A 19,379-nucleotide genomic window follows, 5' to 3' on the forward strand; every position below is an offset into this window, starting at 1 on the left:
CAATTCCTTATTTCAATTTCTTTAATATTTCAGCCAGTTTTTTATTGCCACCTGCGACAGGTGCCCACTGATAATGCACAACAGGGGTGCCACTTGATTGCAGATCGTCTGCAAAGCTACGTAATCCTGCGTTGATCACAGAGATCCCGTTAAGCAGTGGTGGCACTTCAGCATGTGCTTCTGCTGGATGTGGCTGGATTAATTCTTTTGCTAATAAAACCGCTTCTGGCAACGTATCCATGACAATAATGCCCGCTTCTTTTAGCTGTTTTTGCTGTTCGCTGCGGTTTTGTGGATCGTCTTCAGTACCAGTGATCGTTGCGATGGTGATTAATGGATTAGCTTCGCCACGTTTTTCATTCAGTTTTTTGATTTCTTGAATTAACGCGCCGGCAGGATCTTGAGTTGCACCATAACCAATAACAAAATCAACCAGTAACACGCCAGCTTCTGTTTTATTACTTAGCTCACTGATAAATTTGTTACGAGTAGATGGGTCAATCATTGGGTGTGGTTTACCCTGTGTATAAAAATCATCACCCATATCGATGATTTTGTGACCATCAGCATCTAGCATCGTGCCTTGTTTATGCTCGTTATCGACTTCAACATTAAGTTTTTCAGATAACAACATGGCGCATTCAGCCGCTAACGTACCACCGGCATAAAGACCAATGATTTTCTTACCTGTAACTTTTGGTAATTCCGCTGCGATATCTTCAACACGTGCTAATTCAGCCGCAATGCGCGCCGTTTCATCTAACGTGCGAGTAAAATAGATATTGTCGTCTTGGAATTTCTCAGGTGTTGTACCTAAGAATTGCGCCACAATCGGTTTATTATGGCGTTTCATTTCGGCAATAATTTTTTGGCGAACAGCAGGCGCTGGTGGCTTAGAAACAAAAGCAATAACACGCGTATTAGGATCTGCCGCCAACATATTGATAGCAGTGATCGCACTGATACCACCAATTTGCTCTGTTAAATCACGACCACCTAGGCCAATTGAATGAGAAATACCTTGGCGCTGTAAAACGATTTGAGAGGTAATTTCTTGAATACCTGTCCCTGATGCGCCAACAATACCAATTGAGCCTTTCGGTGCAATGTTAGCGAAAGCAAGAGGAGCTCCTGCAATATTTGCCGTACCACAGTCAGGTCCCATCACAATCAGACCTTTTGCAGCTGCTTTTTCTTTTAATGCTTTTTCATCTGCGATAGAAACGTTGTCAGAGAACAGCATAACGTTACAACCATCTTCTAAGCCCATGTCAGCCAATTCCGCGGCATATTCACCAGCAATAGAGATAAGTAACATATTGGCATTAGTGCTTTTTTGTTTAGCAGTACGCCAGCTACGTACTGTCGTTAATTTGTTACCACCTTTTTGACCACTTGCAATTTCTGCAAGAGCTTCTTCTAATGCCGTAGAGATCATATCGATAATGGCAGGATCGTCTGATTCCGCTTTAATCGAAACACAAATGTCATTCGGTGTTGCTTCGTTAAACATGTCATGCCAGAAACCGGTGACATCGAGAAGAGATTTATTCGCTGGTGTTCCCATCATGACGGAAATTTCTTCCACCTCTGGGGCTTCACTTAATTTTCGGGAAATAATCATCAGGCTTACTGAATCCTGAAAGCTCCCTTTTTTAATAAAAGCATGGATCATTATGATATCCTTAACGCATTTAATATATGTAACAGCACATATCTATTTGCATTTCGTTTTTTTGATAATAAGAAGCCTATTTGCTTAAATTATTAAGCAATATAAATAAATGTCTGATTTATTAATTTCTAATCTCTGCGTATAAACATACTGAAGAAATATTGAAAAGTAGAGTGACAGAAGTCACACTTATTTATTGTAAAAAATTTTTATTTAATCGAACGGTATTTATTAAATAAATTATGATGAGAAAAGTTTATTAATTCAGGAATAGAACCTAAAAACAAAGAGATGAATTTAACAATAAGGAAACATTTGTTGCAATAAAAAGCTCATATAAAACAAATATAAACGATAATGAGTTTACAATTTTACAACATACAATAGTAAGAAATTATTATCAACAAATAAAAAAATATATTTTTATTTTAACTTTTTAAATTATCCATTATTTTTAGTTTCATTTAAATCCATAAGATAAAACCTTGTATTTAACATGGGTTTAAAATAAAAAGAATATAAATTTTATGATTTAAGTTACTGCTTAATAGTTTTAAATTAAATTCTTAATTTCATATTGTTAGTAAAACATTCACAGACAAACTGTATAGCTTATTCTTTTAAAAAAGTTAACTTAGTTACATCTTAATTATTTTGGTAAAATAGCGTTGAAAAATATTATGTAAAACAATAAATCAGCAACCCAATGACTTTCAAAAATAGTAGAGACCATTCATTGTGTATCACCTATTAGGTTATTTTCAATATTTTGCTGAATTGTTTCAGGTGCCGATATTACGTCAAAAAATAGTAGAAAATATTATTTCCGATTATTCATCCATTGTTAATAACATTATAATCACCCTATATTTTAATAACATTAAGTTACATAAACCTGCTTATTTTAAAATTAAGTTAATAAATAATTTTGTTTTTATGACACCAGTCAATGAATATTTAATAATATGTTAATAAGATTATCTTTAATAAAATACTTATTAACTTTACTTTTTACTTCTGATTATTTATTTAACCTGCAACTTAATGGAATAACCTGATGAATAAATTAACTCCATTACGTCCCATCTCTACATTAATCGCCGTTTCTATTACCCTCATTATCTGGTTTCTTATCCCCGTACCACAAGGTGTTGACCCCAATGCTTGGCATTTATTAGCACTCTTTGTCGGTACTATCGCTGCTATTATCGGTAAAGCACTTCCTATCGGTGCTGTTTCTATTATTGCTATTGCATTAGTGGCTGTTACAGGTGTTACTAATCCAAATTCAACTAAAGCTGCTATCGGTGATGCATTAAGTGGTTTTTCCAATGATCTTATCTGGTTAATTGGTATTTCCATTATGGTCTCTATGAGCCTAAATAAAACTGGGCTTGGTGCCAGAATTGGTTATTATTTTATTTCACTATTTGGCAAAAAAACGATTGGAATAGCCTATTCATTAGCCATTGCCGAAACAATATTAGCACCAGTAACGCCAAGTAATACTGCACGGGGTGGTGGTATTATTCACCCAATTATGCGTTCAATTTCAGACAGTTTTAACTCTAAAGTAGAAGATGGTACAAGTGGTAAAATAGGTCGTTACCTCTCTTTAGTGAACTACAATATAAATCCAATTACTTCTGCCATGTTTATTACGGCAACCGCCCCTAACCCACTTATTGTAAGTTTAATTATCAGTGAAACTGATCCTACACATGAGCTTAGTTGGTCTATGTGGGCAATTGCTGCGTTTGTGCCCGCTATTGTTTCATTAATATTAATGCCAATTGTTATCTATCTTCTTTATAAACCTGAAATAACCAGTACCCCGAATGCTCCTCATTTTGCTAAAGAGCGTTTAGCGCAATTAGGGCCTATTTCATTACCTGAAAAAATAACCCTTGCCGTCTTCGCCTTATTATTAATTATGTGGGCTGGTGTCCCAGCATTATTATTTGGTGATGGATTTAGCATTAATGCAACAACAGCAGCATTTATTGGTTTGTCGATTTTATTATGTACAGGCGTTTTAAACTGGGATGATATTTTAAAAAATAAAGGTGCATGGGATACCGTAGTTTGGTTCTCTGCATTAGTTATGATGGCATCCTTCTTAGGAAAATTAGGATTAATTAAATGGTTGTCACTCAGTGTTGGGGCAAGTATTGATAGTATGGGAATAAGTTGGGTCAGTGGCATGATATTACTGGTACTAATTTACGTTTATTCTCACTATTTCTTTGCCAGTACCACCGCGCATATTACGGCAATGTTTGCCGCCTTTTATGCTGCAGGTTTAGCCCTTGGTGCACCACCAATGTTATTAGGGCTGATTTTGGCATTCTCATCTTCATTAATGATGTCATTAACACATTATGGTACAGGTACGGCGCCCATTATTTTTGGTTCAGGTTATGCCACATTAGGTGAATGGTGGAAAACAGGCTTTGTAATGAGTGTAGTTAATCTTATCATCTGGATCACGCTTGGCAGCGTATGGTGGAAAGTATTGGGGTATTGGTAGGAATAAATTTCCCAAAATATATTAATGCCTAAGTATTCGTGATCACACCATTATTCAAATGATGAGTCACATCTTAGGCATTATTTTAAAAAAGCTTCATTGTATAAATAGCACTTCAGCCATGTAGCGATTCTTTTTACTATCGATTTTATCTTTCTCAAGCTTATTATCTTCAATAAGCAAATCACTTAAAAAGTATTCAGGTTCAACATCAAAAAAATAAGATAAACAATAGAGCGTTTCAGCGTGAATGTTCGTTTCCCCATTTTCATAACGTGATTGATGTTGTTGACTAATACCAAGTAATGCACCGAGTTCATCCCCAGTCATGCAATACATCTCTCTCAGACTTCGGATCTTTTTTCCAACTAATTTTGATATTTTCTTGTTCATAGCAAACGTCCTCATAAACAAATAAAATACAATATATTATTCATATAAAATATTGACTGTTGCGACTGAATTTGCTGTACCTGCAGTTATTTTATTGCCGGTCTTAATATAACGCGCCTTCCAGTTAAAAATATAATCACCAGAAGGAACATTATTTTGTAAATTAAGCTTTGTATTTAATTTAATTGGATTGTTATTACTATTAACTATTTGGATGCCAATACCTGTTGCACGGTTAGAACCCGATAAATTTAATTTTCCTGTATTTGCATCAATATATCCTGCACTACTTGTCACCGTTGCTTTAATATTTGTTCCAGCGGCACAACTCAACGTAATAGGAACATTAACATTTTGACTCACATCTCCAATATTTTTAAATTGTGTATCGTACCAAGTTCCTAAACTTATATTATAGTTATCTGATTTTGTTGTGCATTTTAAAGAATTTACTTTTATTGCACCAACTGGAATTCTTAATGTTGATAAAATCCATTGGTGATTAGCAGGTAAAGTATTATGTTGTATCATTCGTGCTAAATTTCCGCCCTTTAATACGGCCGATTGAGTTACCCTGCCTGTTTTTATTATTTCCACCGTCCAAGCAGGGTTAATAATCTGAAATTTCTCTATAATTGCATTGCTAGGCTGGTTAGCGCCAGTATATTTAAGATTGATATAACCCATATTATTCATTTTTACTTTTATTCCAATTCCTGGAATATTAGTTGCTGCTATCCGATTAGAATTAGGTATCCATCCATTAATAAAATCACCTTTAATAAAAGCATTTCTTCCACACTCACCACTATTTCCTTTAAATGAAGTTATATTAGCCGGCCTATAATTAAGTGTAATTGTAGCAAGTGTTCTTGTCGTCAAATCATCATGTTGAATATTAAAAACACGATTTGGTACATCAACTATCACATTATTGTAATTTGGATTTTGTATACATGCCGCTGTAGAATAAGCAGAGTAAATTAATATTCCACCTAATAATAATGGCTTAATTATTATATTTTCCATTTTTAGCCTCACTCTTTTTTAACAGGATAGTTTTAATTTCATAATCATCTTTTTCATCCAAAATAAAAAAATCTTTTATATGAATATTAAATATTTCTGCATATTGATTAAGCCTATCCAGATTAATTCTATTAACTCCTCTTTCATATCTTGATTGTTGTTGTTGGCTAACTCCAATTAGTGCAGCCAATTCGTCTAATGAAATCCCCTTCATTTTTCTATAATAAGTAATTTTTCTACCTATTGCTTTTGATACTGGATAGCGATTAATCACTTTCCACTCCTAGGTTAAGTAGTTTTTAATTATAAATTAATGTAAACTCAAGATGACTTTTAAATGTTCCCGTACTTATTCCATCACCGGTTTTAATTAACCTTGCCGCTAATGGATATTCTGCCATTTTTGTTTGACTGTTAATTATCGCCTCTAATTTACTACCATTCTTTATTATGGTTTTATTTCTATTTTCAACTAAATTTAGTGCGATATTTTTTGCAGTTCCATTATTAATAAAATAATTTCCATTATTAGGATCTGCTGTTCCCGCTATCGTTAGCGTCGCTTTTTGTGTGCTTATTGGACAATTTTTTAGTTTTATTGAAAAATTGATCCAATCTGTGTTCTGATTATTTTTTAAATCTCTAATATTTACTTTTTTAAAGTCGATTAAATAGTTCTTATTCTCGATCACACAAGGAGATATAGTTACTTTTCCATAAATATTGATATTAACTGAGCTAGCCATGGCCATAGATGAAAAAAACAAAAATAAAAAGATCGTGGTTTTCATATTATTTCTCTTCTATAAATAGACGATATTTGCAGTTACTTTCGCTGAGATTGTTCCTGGCATTCCTTTTCCTGACGGACTAAAAGCGCGGGTTCGTAACCATAATCTGACATCGTTTCGTCCATTTAATGTAACAACCAATGATTTTTTGTTTCCAAGCTTTATTGAACCGGGCCCATTTTCTAATTGCACTGCAATATTTTTAGCAGTTCCTTGATTTTTATATAAACTATTTATATCAGCCGCATCAGAAATACCTGAAAAAGTAACACTAATTTGATTAATCGCTGTAGAGCAATCTGTAAAAGTAATATAAAAATCATTCCAATTAGAGCCAGAATTTGCCTGTTCAAAATTAGCAGCCGGTATATTTTTTAAATCAACATTAACGTTATCTCCATTAGAAATGTTACATGTAGCAACTCTAATATTGCCTGTAAAATTTAAGTTAACGCTGTCTGAAGCCCACGATGTTGAGCTTATTATTAGAACATTTATCAAAAATAACTTATTGATTATATTTTTCATTTTCATTTCCTACGCGTAGCAGATATCGACAGCTATATTTAAATTAGCTGTAATAATGCAATTAATTAATAAAATATTTATATCATTTATTTATGACAAACTACGGTAGTTTTATAAAGTCCTAAATAATGAGAGACGCCTAATAAGTTATAATTTGCACTACATTGTTTATTATTATATTTAACAATAAATTGTCCTTTTTCACTTAACCCAGATAAATAAACTTCACCATCATTACCTACGATGTTATTTAATTGTGGGTTATCTTTAAAAATAACTTGTGCTCCAAAAGGAACTAATTCACCATTTTCCAACGTCAATGCAATTAATGCACGATAACCAACATTTGCAGAAAAATTTGCTTTTACTAATGCACCACGACTAGGAGAAACAGTCTGGGTCGTTAACGCCAATTCCGTATTTTCTGGTAATGCTGAAGTATCAATATCAATCGTATTTTTACGGTATGGTGTAATATAAGGCACTAAAGCATAACCATAACTGTTAGTTTCTACCCCAGCCTGATTTAAAACAGCAACATCAGAAGCTTCAGGAATGTTCACAATCGCCGAGGTTTCACCAAGCTGTTGACCTAAAACAACACCGCCAGAATGCGCGACTAAACTACCATTAACACCATAATATAAATTATAATTATCTTTACTATATCCACTCCCTCCCGTCATTTCACCGTACTTACCCTTATACGATGCATTTAAATTTCCAGAAGATCCTTGATCTTGGTTTGTAAATGCTTGTTGTAGACTCCAATTTAATCGATTATTTAATTGAGATGCAGAAAGCCCCACACTTCCTGTACTTGGACTTTGACTACTGCTATTAGTGTTGAAGTTATAATAAAACGTATCATCAAAAACACTAAAAGGTACACTTACCGATAGCGCTAATTGGTGGTCATCACTACTTTTAGAGTAACTGCTCGATCTATAAGAATAATTATTTGTATTTTTATTATAGGTATAATTTAAACCGTAACTAATACCCTGCCAGCTGTTGTTATATCCCACAGTGGCTGACTGCGTTTTTCTATCACTATTCCAGTAGTTTTCTCTGACATATCCGATAGAAAGAGAACCGTATTGCTCTCCCAAATTCTGATTAATCGTAATTTCCGCTCGATTACGACGGCGTTCTATTTCGGGTGCACTGATACCATTTCGATATTCGTCAAAAACCTCCGCCAAACTATAATATCCGTCAGTTGAATAACGGTAGCCTGCTAGGGCTATATTCGTTCCAATCGTATTTAGATTTTTGTTATATCTGAAACGATAAGACTGCCCACGCGATGTATCACCATTATTTAATTTTGAGTTTGCTTGAGTAACATCTATTGAAATTGCGCCTAATGCACCTAAGTTTTGTCCTACACCAATAGAATACGCTTGGTAATTGTTGCTAAGTTGGCTTCCACCATAAGCCGTTGCTCCATAAGGCAAACCATAAATTAATGTCAATTGACCAAATTTTTGTTTTTCAATTTCTTTATCATAAGCACGATATTCCCCTCCTGTAATACTATAAGAAACATAACCTTCACGTTGTAAAACGGGTAAAGAAGCAAAGGGTATTATTTGGTGTTGTTCACTTCCATTTGATTCTTTGATTGTGACATACAAATCACCGCTACTTCCTGTTGGATAAAGATCATTAATTTCAAAAGGGCCTGCTGCCACTTCTGTTTGATAAATGGTATAACCATTTTGTCTAATCGTAATCTGAGCATTACTACGCGCAATACCACGTACTACAGGCGCATACCCACGAACACTTTCTGGATACATATCATCATCAGTACCGAGTTGAATACCTCTAAAAGGAACACTGTCAAAAACAGAAGAAGGTGAGACTCCATCCCCTAAAACTAATTGGCTTTTAAGTTGATTGATGCTACGCGATAAATACGTATAAACAGTGTCCCATTTACTAGATTTATCATCACTATTAGACCAAGTTGTATAATTTCTCAAACGCCAAGGGCCTATATTGATTCCAGGTCTTAAATTAATATAGTTTGATGTTGTATTTGAGCCATTACTCTTACGATCATAATTTTTTGAACCGCTATAACTGTAATTTAATAACAGTGCAGTAATACCATTATCTATATTATTTAAATCAACAAATCCTCTAGGGTTTTTATTCATCGCTATTTGAGGAATACTTAAATACAAGCGTTGAGAATTAAATTTAAATTCACTTGTTGCATTAGGGATCGCTGACAAATTAACACAGTTATTTCCTTTTTCTTCTAACCCCTTGTATTCAATTGTTTTAATACCAAATTTAGTGAGATCGGATATTGATAAGCAGGGGATTAACTTGCCATTATCTATTTTCTCAAATTTTATATTTTCAGTACCAATTAAATTAGTATTAACATAAATATCAACATAATATTTACCGGGTAACTGCTCATTATTTTCAAACTGAGATAAATCAATTGAGCTTTTATTAGGTAATTCTAAAAAATCAGGATCAAAGTAAAGATTATCTAAATTAGACCCTTCCGCATACAGTGAGGCTGTATAGCCTAAATATAAAATTAGGCTAATACATATTTTATTCATTTTCATATTAAAACCTAAGTTTATAGAAGATTATATTTTGATCTCTGATAAATCAGTAACTGCACCATAATCATTAATAACTTCCCAATTAATAGTGCCATGTAGCTCCTCACTATTAATATCAAATGATTTTATTGAGTAAGGAGCAACATAAGAAACATCATCAACAGCCTTATTATTAAACTTAATTGTCTGAAAATTGAAAAAGTAAGGTGTTGGGTTTTTTACATTTATTTTATTTCCTACTTTTGACCACTCTAACTTTTTCTGTTCTTCAATAAAATTAACATTCTTTAATTCTTTAGGTCTAAAAATTAATTTCATCTGCGTTTTAAATGCGATTTGCAAAGAATTCTCTGTTCTCTCTGTTGCAGGAATTGTTTTTATATTTAACCAAAAAAGAGATTCTCTATCGCTAGGTAAATTATTTTCAGTTAGAAATATTCTTAATGTGTTAGTGTTACTACCATTTAATCTGAATAATGGAGGAGTTATAGTAAAATTTGATTGTTTTTTTTCATTAATATCATCTATCCAAGACTGAATTAAATAGGGAATATTATCTGGATTTTCGACACTAATACTGACGTCTTTTTTTCCTTCATCATAAATAACACGAGTACCACCAATAACAACCCCCGCATTTGCGGTATTTAAAAAAATAAACAAAGAAATAAAAGAATAAATAATAGCCTTCATATCCCCACCATTAATTGAGTAAAAAGGTTCAAATCCCTTTAAACCTTTTTATTTTTTAATTAATCTTTAATTATAATTGATAGTAAATGTTGCATTACCATTTGCAAGACCGGCGGTTACGGTATCAGATTTAGCAATATAACGCGCACGGAAGTCCAAATTATTAACAACATTAGTCCCTGTTTTTAATGGGTATTTTTTCGATTCAGTAAATAACGGAATAACCTTATTTGTATCATCTGTAATTTGAATACCAACACCTTTTGCTACGTTAGCTTCATTTTTCAGAGCAATAACAGTATTATCACCAGAATAATTATCTGCATCAAATTTTACTGCTGCACTACTTGCTGTTGCAGGGCAATTAATTAGCTTAATTGTGAATTGTGTTGCCGAAGCCGTACTACCAGTAGTTGGTAATGCAGTTTTAGATACTTTACCTAAATTCACTTTTAACGCATCAGAACCCGATGCGAGTTCACAAGCGTTATCTGTAATTTCACCGGTAAAATCAATAGTACCATCTTCAGCTAAAGCGTTATTAACTGCAAAAATAGAACCACTAGCAATGAATATTGCAAGTAAATTTTTCTTCATTTATTTTTCTCCAAAGAGTCATTATTAATATATTTATTAATATTATTTTAATATATTGATTAATTTATTTACCAATTGAAAATCAGCAATTAACTCAATATATGAGTATTATTATATTATTTTTTAAAATAAACAAGTTTTGGTTATAGCGGTACAATATACGAAAAGAAAAAATAAAACAGGATTTAAACCTAGTTAAACACTTTATTAGTTAATAATTAAAACTTATTTTTAATTAATTGTATTATTCATATTTAGACACAACATTGTTAAGTAAAAATAAAATTTAAATACTATTTTTAATAATAAATAGATTTTTTATCTTATTTTATAACTCATATTGTGTAAACCAAATAAATCATCAATCTCTATTTTTACTCTCTTATATCAATTCATCACTTTAAAGAGCTAGCATGTGTTTTTTATGAAATTTCAATTAAATTATTAGTTGAAAAAATAAACATAAAATGGATAGAAAATATTGCATATGAAATATATGATTTTATTTTTCATTGTTATATACAAAAAAAGAGCAAAGTTTCCCTTGCTCTGATTTAGTATCGGAGTTTTTTAGATATCTTTATAGAATATTAAGATTAATTTAAAAATTACTTCTTATTAAATCTTAATCTGCGACATTCTTATCTGGCTGATAAGAGCCAATGTTATAAGTTTCTAATTTTGGTGCTTTTTCAGAATTAAAATCAATAAATAAATTTATTGATCAAATTCTTATCCCTATTATTTTAAAGATATCAGCATATCAATATTATCATTAAATCGTTATCATACTCACGTTTACCTCTTTCTATTCCCTATTGTTTAAAAGGATTTTATGCGTAGAACATTCTCGTCTTATCACCCTATTCTTTATACCTTGAGAGTGGCACAACGTCGTTTATTTCGTTCCCTTAGTTGGCGATTTTCAGGTCGAAAATACAGCAAAAATGTTCAACCAGAACAACGACTTTCATATCGTTACCTAAAACACACATCTAAATTAATTAGTCGCCGTGGCGAAAGTGATATTCAATTACAATACAATAAGATAACGAATCTTAAATTAGTTGAAAAAGCGTTAGATGGTATCGTAATAAAACCTGGAGAGTATTTCTCTTTTTGTTATTTAGTCGGTAAACCTAGCTATAAACGAGGTTTTATTGATGGTATGCAACTCTCATATGGTGAAGCAAGAAAAGGCGTAGGTGGTGGAATTTGTCAGGCCAGTAATTTAATACATTGGTTAGCACTACACTCTGAATTAAAAGTGATTGAAAAGGCAAATCATAGTTTTGATCCCTTTCCTGATGAAGGTAGAGTACTTCCTTTTGGCTCAGGAGCCGCTATTTTTTATAACTACGTAGATTTAATCTTATATAATCCAACGCCTTATAATTACCAAATTAGATTACATGTCGCTGAACATCAATTAGAAGGTGAACTCCTTTGTAGTGAAGAAAGAAAATACCGTTATCATATTTATGAAAAGTCATCCTCTTTTATCAAAAAGGGAGAGCATGTATATCGTTATAATGAAATTTGGCGAGATATTTACACTAAAAACAATGTAGGCGCTTTTCCTCAATTAATTACATCAGAATTACTTTATGAAAATAGTGTAGTTGTAAAATATGATATTTCAGATGAACAATTAAATTGATACATCACATTAACATACTAAAAATAGAGATAAAAATCTCACCCTCTCTTTGTAATAAAGAGGGTTTTGGTGTAAAACGAAAACAATATTTTGTATATATGACTTAATTACTATTCATCTATTGTTAGTCATTTAGGGATCTCTATGAAATACCAAGATGTTACTAAATCACCTTGTGAGAATGCTTATTTTTTAGTTTTTAACCTCAACTACTCACCTGAAAACCGCGATATTCTAATCGATTTTTGTAATAATTTTTCTGGCCTAATACGTAGTATGAGAACTCGTTTTCCTGAATTGGAAACAAGTTGTGTAATGGGGTTCGGTGCAAATGCATGGACTACGTTATTTCCCAACCAGCCAAAGCCTAAAGAGCTAAATACTTTTAAAGAAATTAAAGGTAACACTTATACTGCAGTTTCTACTCCGGGCGATCTTTTTTTCCATATTCGGGCTCTCAAAGTTTCGGCTTGTTACGAATTAGCATCTATTATCAGCCAAAAGCTAAAAAATATTGTTGTGCCCGTTGATGAAGTTCATGGATTTAGATATTTTGACGGACGTTCTATTATTGGTTTTGTCGATGGAACTGAAAACCCAGAGTATGAAGATGAGCGAGCTTCTTATGCCGTTATTGGCGATGAAGATCCTGAATTTACAGGTGGTAGTTACGCCTTTGTACAAAAATATATTCACGATATGGAAGCATGGGAAAAACAGCCTCTTATCGAACAAGAAAAAGTCATTGGTAGACACAAATTCAATGATGTGGAGTTAACCGATGAAGAAAAAGAACCTGGTTCACATAATGTTGTAACCAATATTCAAGATGAGAACGGCAATGATTTAAAAATAGTCAGAGCCAACATGCCTTTTTCTAATCCATCAAAAAATGAATATGGCACTTACTTTATTGGTTATGCACGTTATTTTTCAACAACTAATCGAATGTTAGAAAATATGTTTGCAGGCACACCTGAAGGTCATACGGATAAATTACTGAAATTCAGTACCCCTATAACAGGTACATTATTCTTTGTTCCATCGCCTGAATTTCTAGATGATATAGCGTAATTTATTAAAAGTAGATATATAGGCTTGCTACTTATATATCTACTATATCTACTTTTTTATGATAGATTTTTATCTAGAACAATTATAAGCCAAAAACATTAACGTAAAATTCTTTGCCATCATCTGTGCTTTCAATGGTATAAGTAATCGGAATTGAATTTTTGCCACCTTTACCTTCAAAAGAAAGTTCAGCAGCACATGAGTAAGTATCTCTTTTCTCATCATGTTCACGAGTGCGTACGCTTTCTACTTTGATCTTAATTTGATCGATCAATGCTGCCATTTTTTGATCGCGTAACTCATCTTTTGTAATATCAATCACTAAATTTTTGGCTTCAGTACTATTACAGTTAGGTGTTGCATCACTACATCCCACTAAAGGTAATGCTAATGCACCTAATAAAGTTAATTTTAGAATTCGAGTTTTCATATTGATTATTTCTTCCTTGCTCACAAGATAAAATAAATTTTTCAATATTTTACCTAATAATTACCTCGCAACAATATAGTGAGTGAACAGTCAGAATAAGATAACAATAGAATTTAATATTTTGGTATTAAGAGCATTATTAAGTAAAACCTACGAACGTTAACTCCGATATTAATATGCTTCGATTTTTTGTTTGTTAATATCACTATGGGTATTTCATGCACCCGATTGTCACTCGTCATAGAAAAAAATAGCTTGATTTTCTTGCTCATTATCATTCATCTCAAATATTAACTTCTCTGACTGAGCAAAATAGTTTTACTGACATCATTCAGGTTCCAATGGTAATAATCGTCTTCATCTTAGTGCATGTCAGTATTTTCTAATTCTAAATTGTAGTAAGACACTCACTCAATATACTATCTGCTTAAAATAACAGATTGCCATAATGTCCATATGATCATTTCCATTAGTGTAATAAAATATTATTTAAATCAATATGTAATAAATTAAAGCTAAAAAATTTTCAGAAAAAGTGCAGATTGTCATTAACGGTTAATCAACGATATTATAGTGAATAAAATTATTTCTCTTTTGGTCTAAAAAGATATTTGTATCATTAAAACAACAGACCGAAACCTTGTGATATGATCGAACAATGCTTGTGAAATAAAACGACATTCAGTGTAACAATAAATTTTCACAAATACCCAAAATTCAATACGTTAAGACAGACGACAACATGACTGACATTCAACATTTAGACTCCCACACACCAATGATGCATGGGTGTGTTAGCGTTGAAATATAACGATATTTATTAATTTTTCAGAAAAACCTATAATTTAACCTACACTTAATTAATCCGTTGATTTATAGGTAGTTATTATTTATTTGATGTTTTTAGCATTATAACGTACAAAATTCATACCCACACCACAAGAACACGCTTATATGAATAAATACGATGTGTTTAACAGCGAAGGAAAATTTGCTGATGGTTCTGATGAAGAAGTGCTAGCTAACAAGCTAGGGCTTTCAAACGTTGATGATATCAATGATGCTGAGCTTGTCCTGTTAGAAAAACTGTATCAAGTCATTTTTGAAAAACAATTTCCCACAGAACAAATTACCGTATCACTTATTCAGCGTTGGCATCGCCAATGGTTAGGAAATGTTTACGAGTGGGCAGGTCAGTTACGCACGGTGAATATTAGCAAGGGTGGCTTTATGTTTGCCCCTGCGGGTCGCGTTGCAAAATTACTTGCTCAATTCGAGAAAGAGTTTCTAGCGAAGTACACACCTTGCACCAATATGAGCCGAGAACAAGTCATAGAGGCTATTGCCACTGTACATGTGGAGTTGATTCTGATACATCCATTTAGGGAAGGTAATGGGCGCTTATCGCGCTTACTTGCCGATGTAATGGCAGTACAAGCTGGTTTCCAGCCGTTGGATTATGAAAGTTGGACTCAACACCCCGAGCAGTATATTGCAGCAATCCACGCAGGGTTAAACCTTAACTATGAACCCATGAAATATTGGGTTAATGAAGCCTTGAAAGCGAACTAAATCGCAAGTTTCAAATGTCCAAACTTCTCACGCTTAGCCTTCATCTCTTCTTCAAGACGGCGAGACTCCTGCCCTGTTTCAATAGCTGTAGAGGTTGCTACCGAACGAATAAGTTGAGTGCGGGTAGGTTTTGTGGCTTGAGTTAATTCATTTTTTTTCATGGTAGTCTCACTTCAAACTGGTGATAGTGCATTTTATCACCATTATTCTACCTAAACTAGATTTAATAAGATAAATCTTGTGAAAAGGCTTTCCTTAATAACTCAGTTTTTCAAAGCCACCATTTTCATAAAAGCTAAATTGTCCAACATTGGACAGTGATAATACGAGATTATACTCTTTAATCCAATATTTGGCTGAATATAGATAATTTTAAAATTATTATTAGATTAGCAATTCAGCATATTTATTCCAATCAATAGCAGGAACTGTGCCCAGTGATTGTAGTTTTTGAAGTAACCGAAAAAGAAAATATGCTAATGAGTTATCTGTTGGCCCTATTTTCAACGTATTGTTCATAGAAAATGTATCAAAACATCCACCTATAACAGATAACCCACAATCAATTTTTTTAATTCCAGTTAAAGATAAAAGATTTTGTTGAAATGAAGTAGCAAAACCATCAGCCCAATCAATTTTAGTTGCAATAATTCCTGCTATGATATCAAATGATGGCTTAGCAGGGTAAACTCCACCAGCATGTTGAATTGGAATACTAGTTCGAGTTAATACTCTAACTGATTCAGCCTTTTTACCCGCATAATCAAGATAGTTTTTATTAATTGTAGGTTTAACTTCAAATACAGCATACACTGATTCAGCCGGAATATAACGATGAGCCATTTGATCCAATAACGTTGGTGTATACTGATTATCAAAAATAACAACATCTATCTGATCACTTGTTTTTCCTTCTGAATCAATAATAATACCAGTATCAACTGCATAACGGGCAGGTAAGTACTTTCTAATCATTTCAATAAAGTACTTTTCATTCACCTCTCCCATCGTTCCATTATGAGTAATAGTTGCTGCTGACATTTCTAATTGATGCTGAAGAATTTTTTGTTGCATCGAAAAAGATTGCCTTAAAAAAATTTTACCATCTAAATTTGATAGTTCTTTAGCTACACATGTCATGAAATAATATCTTCCCAAATTTTTTTAGATAAACTATCAGTAGCTTGAGATGCTATCTGTTTTTTTGTTTGCATTGAAATCTGGTCAGAAATACAATTATTCGTATTTGCCGGATCTATATACGAATTGACTTCTATATTATTTGAAATATAACTCAAAACACTAATAAAATTATTGGGTAAATCATTTATACGATGGTTTTTCAAGGCATCAATGACCAACATTTCCAAATAAAATGATGGAAAATCAAGATGATAAATATTACGCCATATTTTAATTAATTTTATTTCATTTACACGACCAGAGTTTTTCACTTCATAAATATGTTTATTTATATTTGTTTTAGTCCAAGACCCTTTTTTATTCAAATATAAACTATGATCATTTCCATATTGGTCTTGTCTTTTAGCAGGAACTAAATCAATCTGATAGTTGCTATAATTTATTCCGATTGAAACATTTTGTTTGCGAACATAAAATCCATTTTTTTGCATAGCAACGAATAATGAATTATAAATATCGCTTAAACTATCTTTTGTAGACGATGATAACGAAATGAAAAGATCAACATCTGTACCATTAGATACTGCTGTTCCCTTTGATATTGAGCCAGATAAAGTTAAATCCACTAAGTTACCATTAGCCCAATTATTTATAAATGGCTTAAAAAACATCCTAAGATATTCGGCATTATATAAATTTACACTATATTTATTTATAATATTTTCTAAGTATTGATGCCCATTCATTATTCAGCCTAACTCCTTTATTCATACGAAAAACTTAAATCAATTAAAATTTAAACGGAACAACTATCGAATCAGACTCACTTTTGTCAGATTGAATATAACTAACCCCAGAAATTTCAGCTAATAACTCAGGTTTAATATTTAATTTACTAGCTAACATATCGAATGATATTCCCAACTCATCTCTCAGAATATCTAAACTTTCTTTCAATACATTAGGTTCCTCTAAGGGTATTTGTTCATCTAACTTTTCTTTTTTAGTTTGTCTCGTTTGGCTAAACCATACATTTGCACTTCTATACTGTTGAGCATTAATAAAACCTAAAAAATGCGCCCTATAAATAATTGCTCTGGCGCTTACTTTCCAGCGAGCTTTCAAAGCATAAATTTTCTTCCAGTTAATTGTGCCATCTAATCCTAAACACATAGGAAACTCTCTAGCAAAAGATTCTCTAGGGAATAAAAAAGCACTAGCAAAAGCATCTGCTTCTCGCTCAGTCTGCTTACAACCAGTTTCTATGCCATCATGCATGATTAAATGCCCACATTCATGTGCTATGTCAAAACGCATTCGGCATGCGCTCTCCTTAGCTGTATTACGGACTATAATAGGGAATCTTCTATTGACTGATAAGGCATCAACCTTATCAGATATTCCATCAAAACAAGTAATGATAGCTCCCTGATTTTCAACAACATTGACCATATTATCTATAGGTGCATCTGCCGTTAATCCCCAACGAATACGAGCTCCTTCCGCTATTTTTTCAATCATTGGTGCAGACAACGACACTATTTTACTATTGTCGATCAAATTAAAGCCATTTACTGGTAATTCTAAGTGTTCGTGAAGTTCTGCAACTAACTGTTCTAAAATAGTACTATATGCTTGCACTCTCTCTTTAACACCTGCAGGTGTAGTTTGTCTTTTTCTGAAATGACATTGCTCTGGTTTAACATCACCAGAAAGTGGAACGCTAAAAAACTCAGTAGACACTTGAAGAAATTCAGCTAATGCATTCCGTACATCTTTAGCTGGGGCTCTAATACCACTTTCATACTGATGAATACTCTGACGGGTGACACAAACAGCATCACCGAGCTCCTGTAAAGTATATCCTTTTAATAATCGAGCAAGCCGAAGCCGCTCACCATAAAATTCTATAGACATGATTTACTAACCATTATTTGAATCATCATTTTCAGCTTTTTTGTCTTTCCTTTTAACCGAAATAGGCGCTTTAGGTGTCTTAATAGATTCAGGTAATTTGGCATCAATAGAACCAAGTGCAGGTACTCTTTCATCTAAAGGAATCTCCCAACTAGAAACCTGTGATCCATCTAAGAAGCCTGTAATGCTTACTCGTTCAACATAACGAAATTCATCAACTTCAACTGCAAACAGCCAGATTATTGATGCAGCGTCACCTATTTCTGTCGGTAATAAGCTCATCTGACTTAACGCTTCGACACAAGGAATAAGTCTACGTTCCTCAGGACAACTAGGCCTACCTCTATACAAACGTACTGGCACCGATCCAATAGAAAAGGTAAATTTACCATCAACTTTAATTATACCAAGCCACGGCCACTCTTGTTGCTGTGCCGCTGCCCTAATAATTCTTACTCGACAACATTCATAAGCTCTGAGACCTGTCGAACGAGAAGTATCACCGAGGTCATCATTGTGCAGATCGACAACATCATCTCTAACATCTCGGATTAATGATGCTAACTGCTTTAGACGTTCTGCTGTTAAAGCAGGATTAAGCTCCCAAGGTTGTTCCATTGTAATAATTTACCTCATAGATAGGTTGTGTAGCCCAAAAGGAATAAGGTGAAATACGCAGTAATAATCCTGCGTTTTTTTGTTTTTGTCAAGCTAATAAAAAAAAGTAACCAAAATGAATAAATGTTAACC

General features: G+C 32.9%; 19 protein-coding genes. 4 read left to right on the plus strand and 15 right to left on the minus strand.

The annotated features are described in order from the left end of the window. Positions 1–7 precede the first annotated feature (7 nt). On the minus strand, positions 8–1,675 hold the full coding sequence (locus CUB63_RS14415; RefSeq protein ID WP_109848353.1) for an acyl-CoA synthetase FdrA: 1,668 nt from the start codon (positions 1,673–1,675) through the stop codon (positions 8–10). A 1,057-nt stretch (positions 1,676–2,732) separates the two neighbouring features. On the opposite strand from CUB63_RS14415, the gene CUB63_RS14420 reads away from it, so the two are divergent. Next, on the plus strand, positions 2,733–4,205 hold the full coding sequence (locus tag CUB63_RS14420) for an anion permease (RefSeq protein WP_109400198.1): 1,473 nt from the start codon (positions 2,733–2,735) through the stop codon (positions 4,203–4,205). A gap of 96 nt (positions 4,206–4,301) precedes the next feature. On the opposite strand, the gene CUB63_RS14425 is transcribed toward CUB63_RS14420, so the two are convergent. The 8 genes from CUB63_RS14425 to CUB63_RS14460 all read right to left on the minus strand — a co-directional run bounded on the left by CUB63_RS14425 (position 4,302) and on the right by CUB63_RS14460 (position 10,833). Continuing rightward, entirely contained in the window at positions 4,302–4,613 is a 312-nt protein-coding gene (locus tag CUB63_RS14425; protein WP_308340075.1) for a helix-turn-helix domain-containing protein, read from the minus strand. A 21-nt stretch (positions 4,614–4,634) separates the two neighbouring features. Beyond that, a complete protein-coding gene (locus CUB63_RS14430; protein ID WP_109848354.1) occupies positions 4,635–5,627 on the minus strand; it encodes a fimbrial protein in 993 nt (330 codons plus the stop codon). Next, positions 5,608–5,901, minus strand: coding sequence for a helix-turn-helix domain-containing protein (locus tag CUB63_RS14435; protein WP_082147392.1), 294 nt, complete (start codon positions 5,899–5,901; stop codon positions 5,608–5,610). Before CUB63_RS14435 ends, CUB63_RS14430 begins: the two co-directional genes overlap by 20 nt. Positions 5,902–5,926: 25 nt before the next feature. Next, a complete protein-coding gene (locus CUB63_RS14440) occupies positions 5,927–6,418 on the minus strand; it encodes a fimbrial protein (protein WP_109848355.1) in 492 nt (163 codons plus the stop codon). Between the two features lie 12 nt (positions 6,419–6,430). Next, positions 6,431–6,946, minus strand: coding sequence for a fimbrial protein (locus CUB63_RS14445; RefSeq protein ID WP_109848356.1), 516 nt, complete (start codon positions 6,944–6,946; stop codon positions 6,431–6,433). Positions 6,947–7,032: 86 nt separating this feature from the next. Continuing rightward, positions 7,033–9,543, minus strand: coding sequence for a fimbria/pilus outer membrane usher protein (locus tag CUB63_RS14450; protein ID WP_109848357.1), 2,511 nt, complete (start codon positions 9,541–9,543; stop codon positions 7,033–7,035). A 24-nt stretch (positions 9,544–9,567) separates the two neighbouring features. Further along, the gene (locus tag CUB63_RS14455; RefSeq protein WP_109848358.1) at positions 9,568–10,236 is read right to left on the minus strand and encodes a fimbrial biogenesis chaperone; all 669 of its coding nucleotides are present in this window, start codon (positions 10,234–10,236) and stop codon (positions 9,568–9,570) included. Positions 10,237–10,302: 66 nt separating this feature from the next. After that, positions 10,303–10,833, minus strand: a complete 531-nt coding sequence (locus CUB63_RS14460) for a fimbrial protein (RefSeq protein WP_109848359.1) — start codon at positions 10,831–10,833, stop codon at positions 10,303–10,305. Between the two features lie 835 nt (positions 10,834–11,668). Between CUB63_RS14460 and CUB63_RS14465 the strand changes: the two genes are divergently transcribed. Together CUB63_RS14465 and CUB63_RS14470 are read left to right on the plus strand one after the other, a co-directional pair. Then, positions 11,669–12,493 carry a VanW family protein gene (locus CUB63_RS14465; protein WP_170110795.1) on the plus strand — a complete coding sequence of 275 codons (825 nt, stop codon included), beginning with the start codon at positions 11,669–11,671 and terminating at the stop codon, positions 12,491–12,493. A 144-nt stretch (positions 12,494–12,637) separates the two neighbouring features. Further along, a complete protein-coding gene (locus tag CUB63_RS14470) occupies positions 12,638–13,567 on the plus strand; it encodes a Dyp-type peroxidase (RefSeq protein ID WP_109848360.1) in 930 nt (309 codons plus the stop codon). An 82-nt stretch (positions 13,568–13,649) separates the two neighbouring features. On the opposite strand, the gene CUB63_RS14475 is transcribed toward CUB63_RS14470, so the two are convergent. Beyond that, entirely contained in the window at positions 13,650–13,997 is a 348-nt protein-coding gene (locus CUB63_RS14475) for a hypothetical protein (RefSeq protein ID WP_072065135.1), read from the minus strand. Positions 13,998–14,951: 954 nt separating this feature from the next. Between CUB63_RS14475 and CUB63_RS14480 the strand changes: the two genes are divergently transcribed. Next, on the plus strand, positions 14,952–15,569 hold the full coding sequence (locus CUB63_RS14480; protein WP_109848361.1) for a Fic/DOC family protein: 618 nt from the start codon (positions 14,952–14,954) through the stop codon (positions 15,567–15,569). On the opposite strand, the gene CUB63_RS17595 is transcribed toward CUB63_RS14480, so the two are convergent. From CUB63_RS17595 to CUB63_RS17795, 5 genes are all read right to left on the minus strand, one after another. Next, positions 15,566–15,730: a hypothetical protein gene (locus tag CUB63_RS17595; RefSeq protein ID WP_170110796.1), complete on the minus strand. Its 165-nt coding sequence runs from the start codon at positions 15,728–15,730 to the stop codon at positions 15,566–15,568. The two genes, CUB63_RS14480 and CUB63_RS17595, sit on opposite strands and share 4 nt — an antisense overlap. Positions 15,731–15,953: 223 nt before the next feature. After that, complete coding sequence (locus CUB63_RS14485; protein WP_109848362.1) at positions 15,954–16,709, minus strand: DUF6602 domain-containing protein; 756 nt, start codon at positions 16,707–16,709, stop codon at positions 15,954–15,956. Then, complete coding sequence (locus tag CUB63_RS14490; RefSeq protein WP_109848363.1) at positions 16,706–17,458, minus strand: nucleotidyltransferase family protein; 753 nt, start codon at positions 17,456–17,458, stop codon at positions 16,706–16,708. The genes CUB63_RS14485 and CUB63_RS14490 overlap by 4 nt, the downstream gene beginning before the upstream one ends. A gap of 43 nt (positions 17,459–17,501) precedes the next feature. After that, a complete protein-coding gene (locus tag CUB63_RS14495; protein ID WP_109848364.1) occupies positions 17,502–18,629 on the minus strand; it encodes a helix-turn-helix domain-containing protein in 1,128 nt (375 codons plus the stop codon). Between the two features lie 6 nt (positions 18,630–18,635). Next, positions 18,636–19,247: a hypothetical protein gene (locus tag CUB63_RS17795; RefSeq protein ID WP_232240017.1), complete on the minus strand. Its 612-nt coding sequence runs from the start codon at positions 19,245–19,247 to the stop codon at positions 18,636–18,638. Between the last annotated feature and the right edge of the window lie 132 nt (positions 19,248–19,379).

Source organism: Proteus penneri (assembly GCF_003144535.1).
GTDB classification, from domain to species: Bacteria; Pseudomonadota; Gammaproteobacteria; order Enterobacterales; family Enterobacteriaceae; genus Proteus; species Proteus penneri.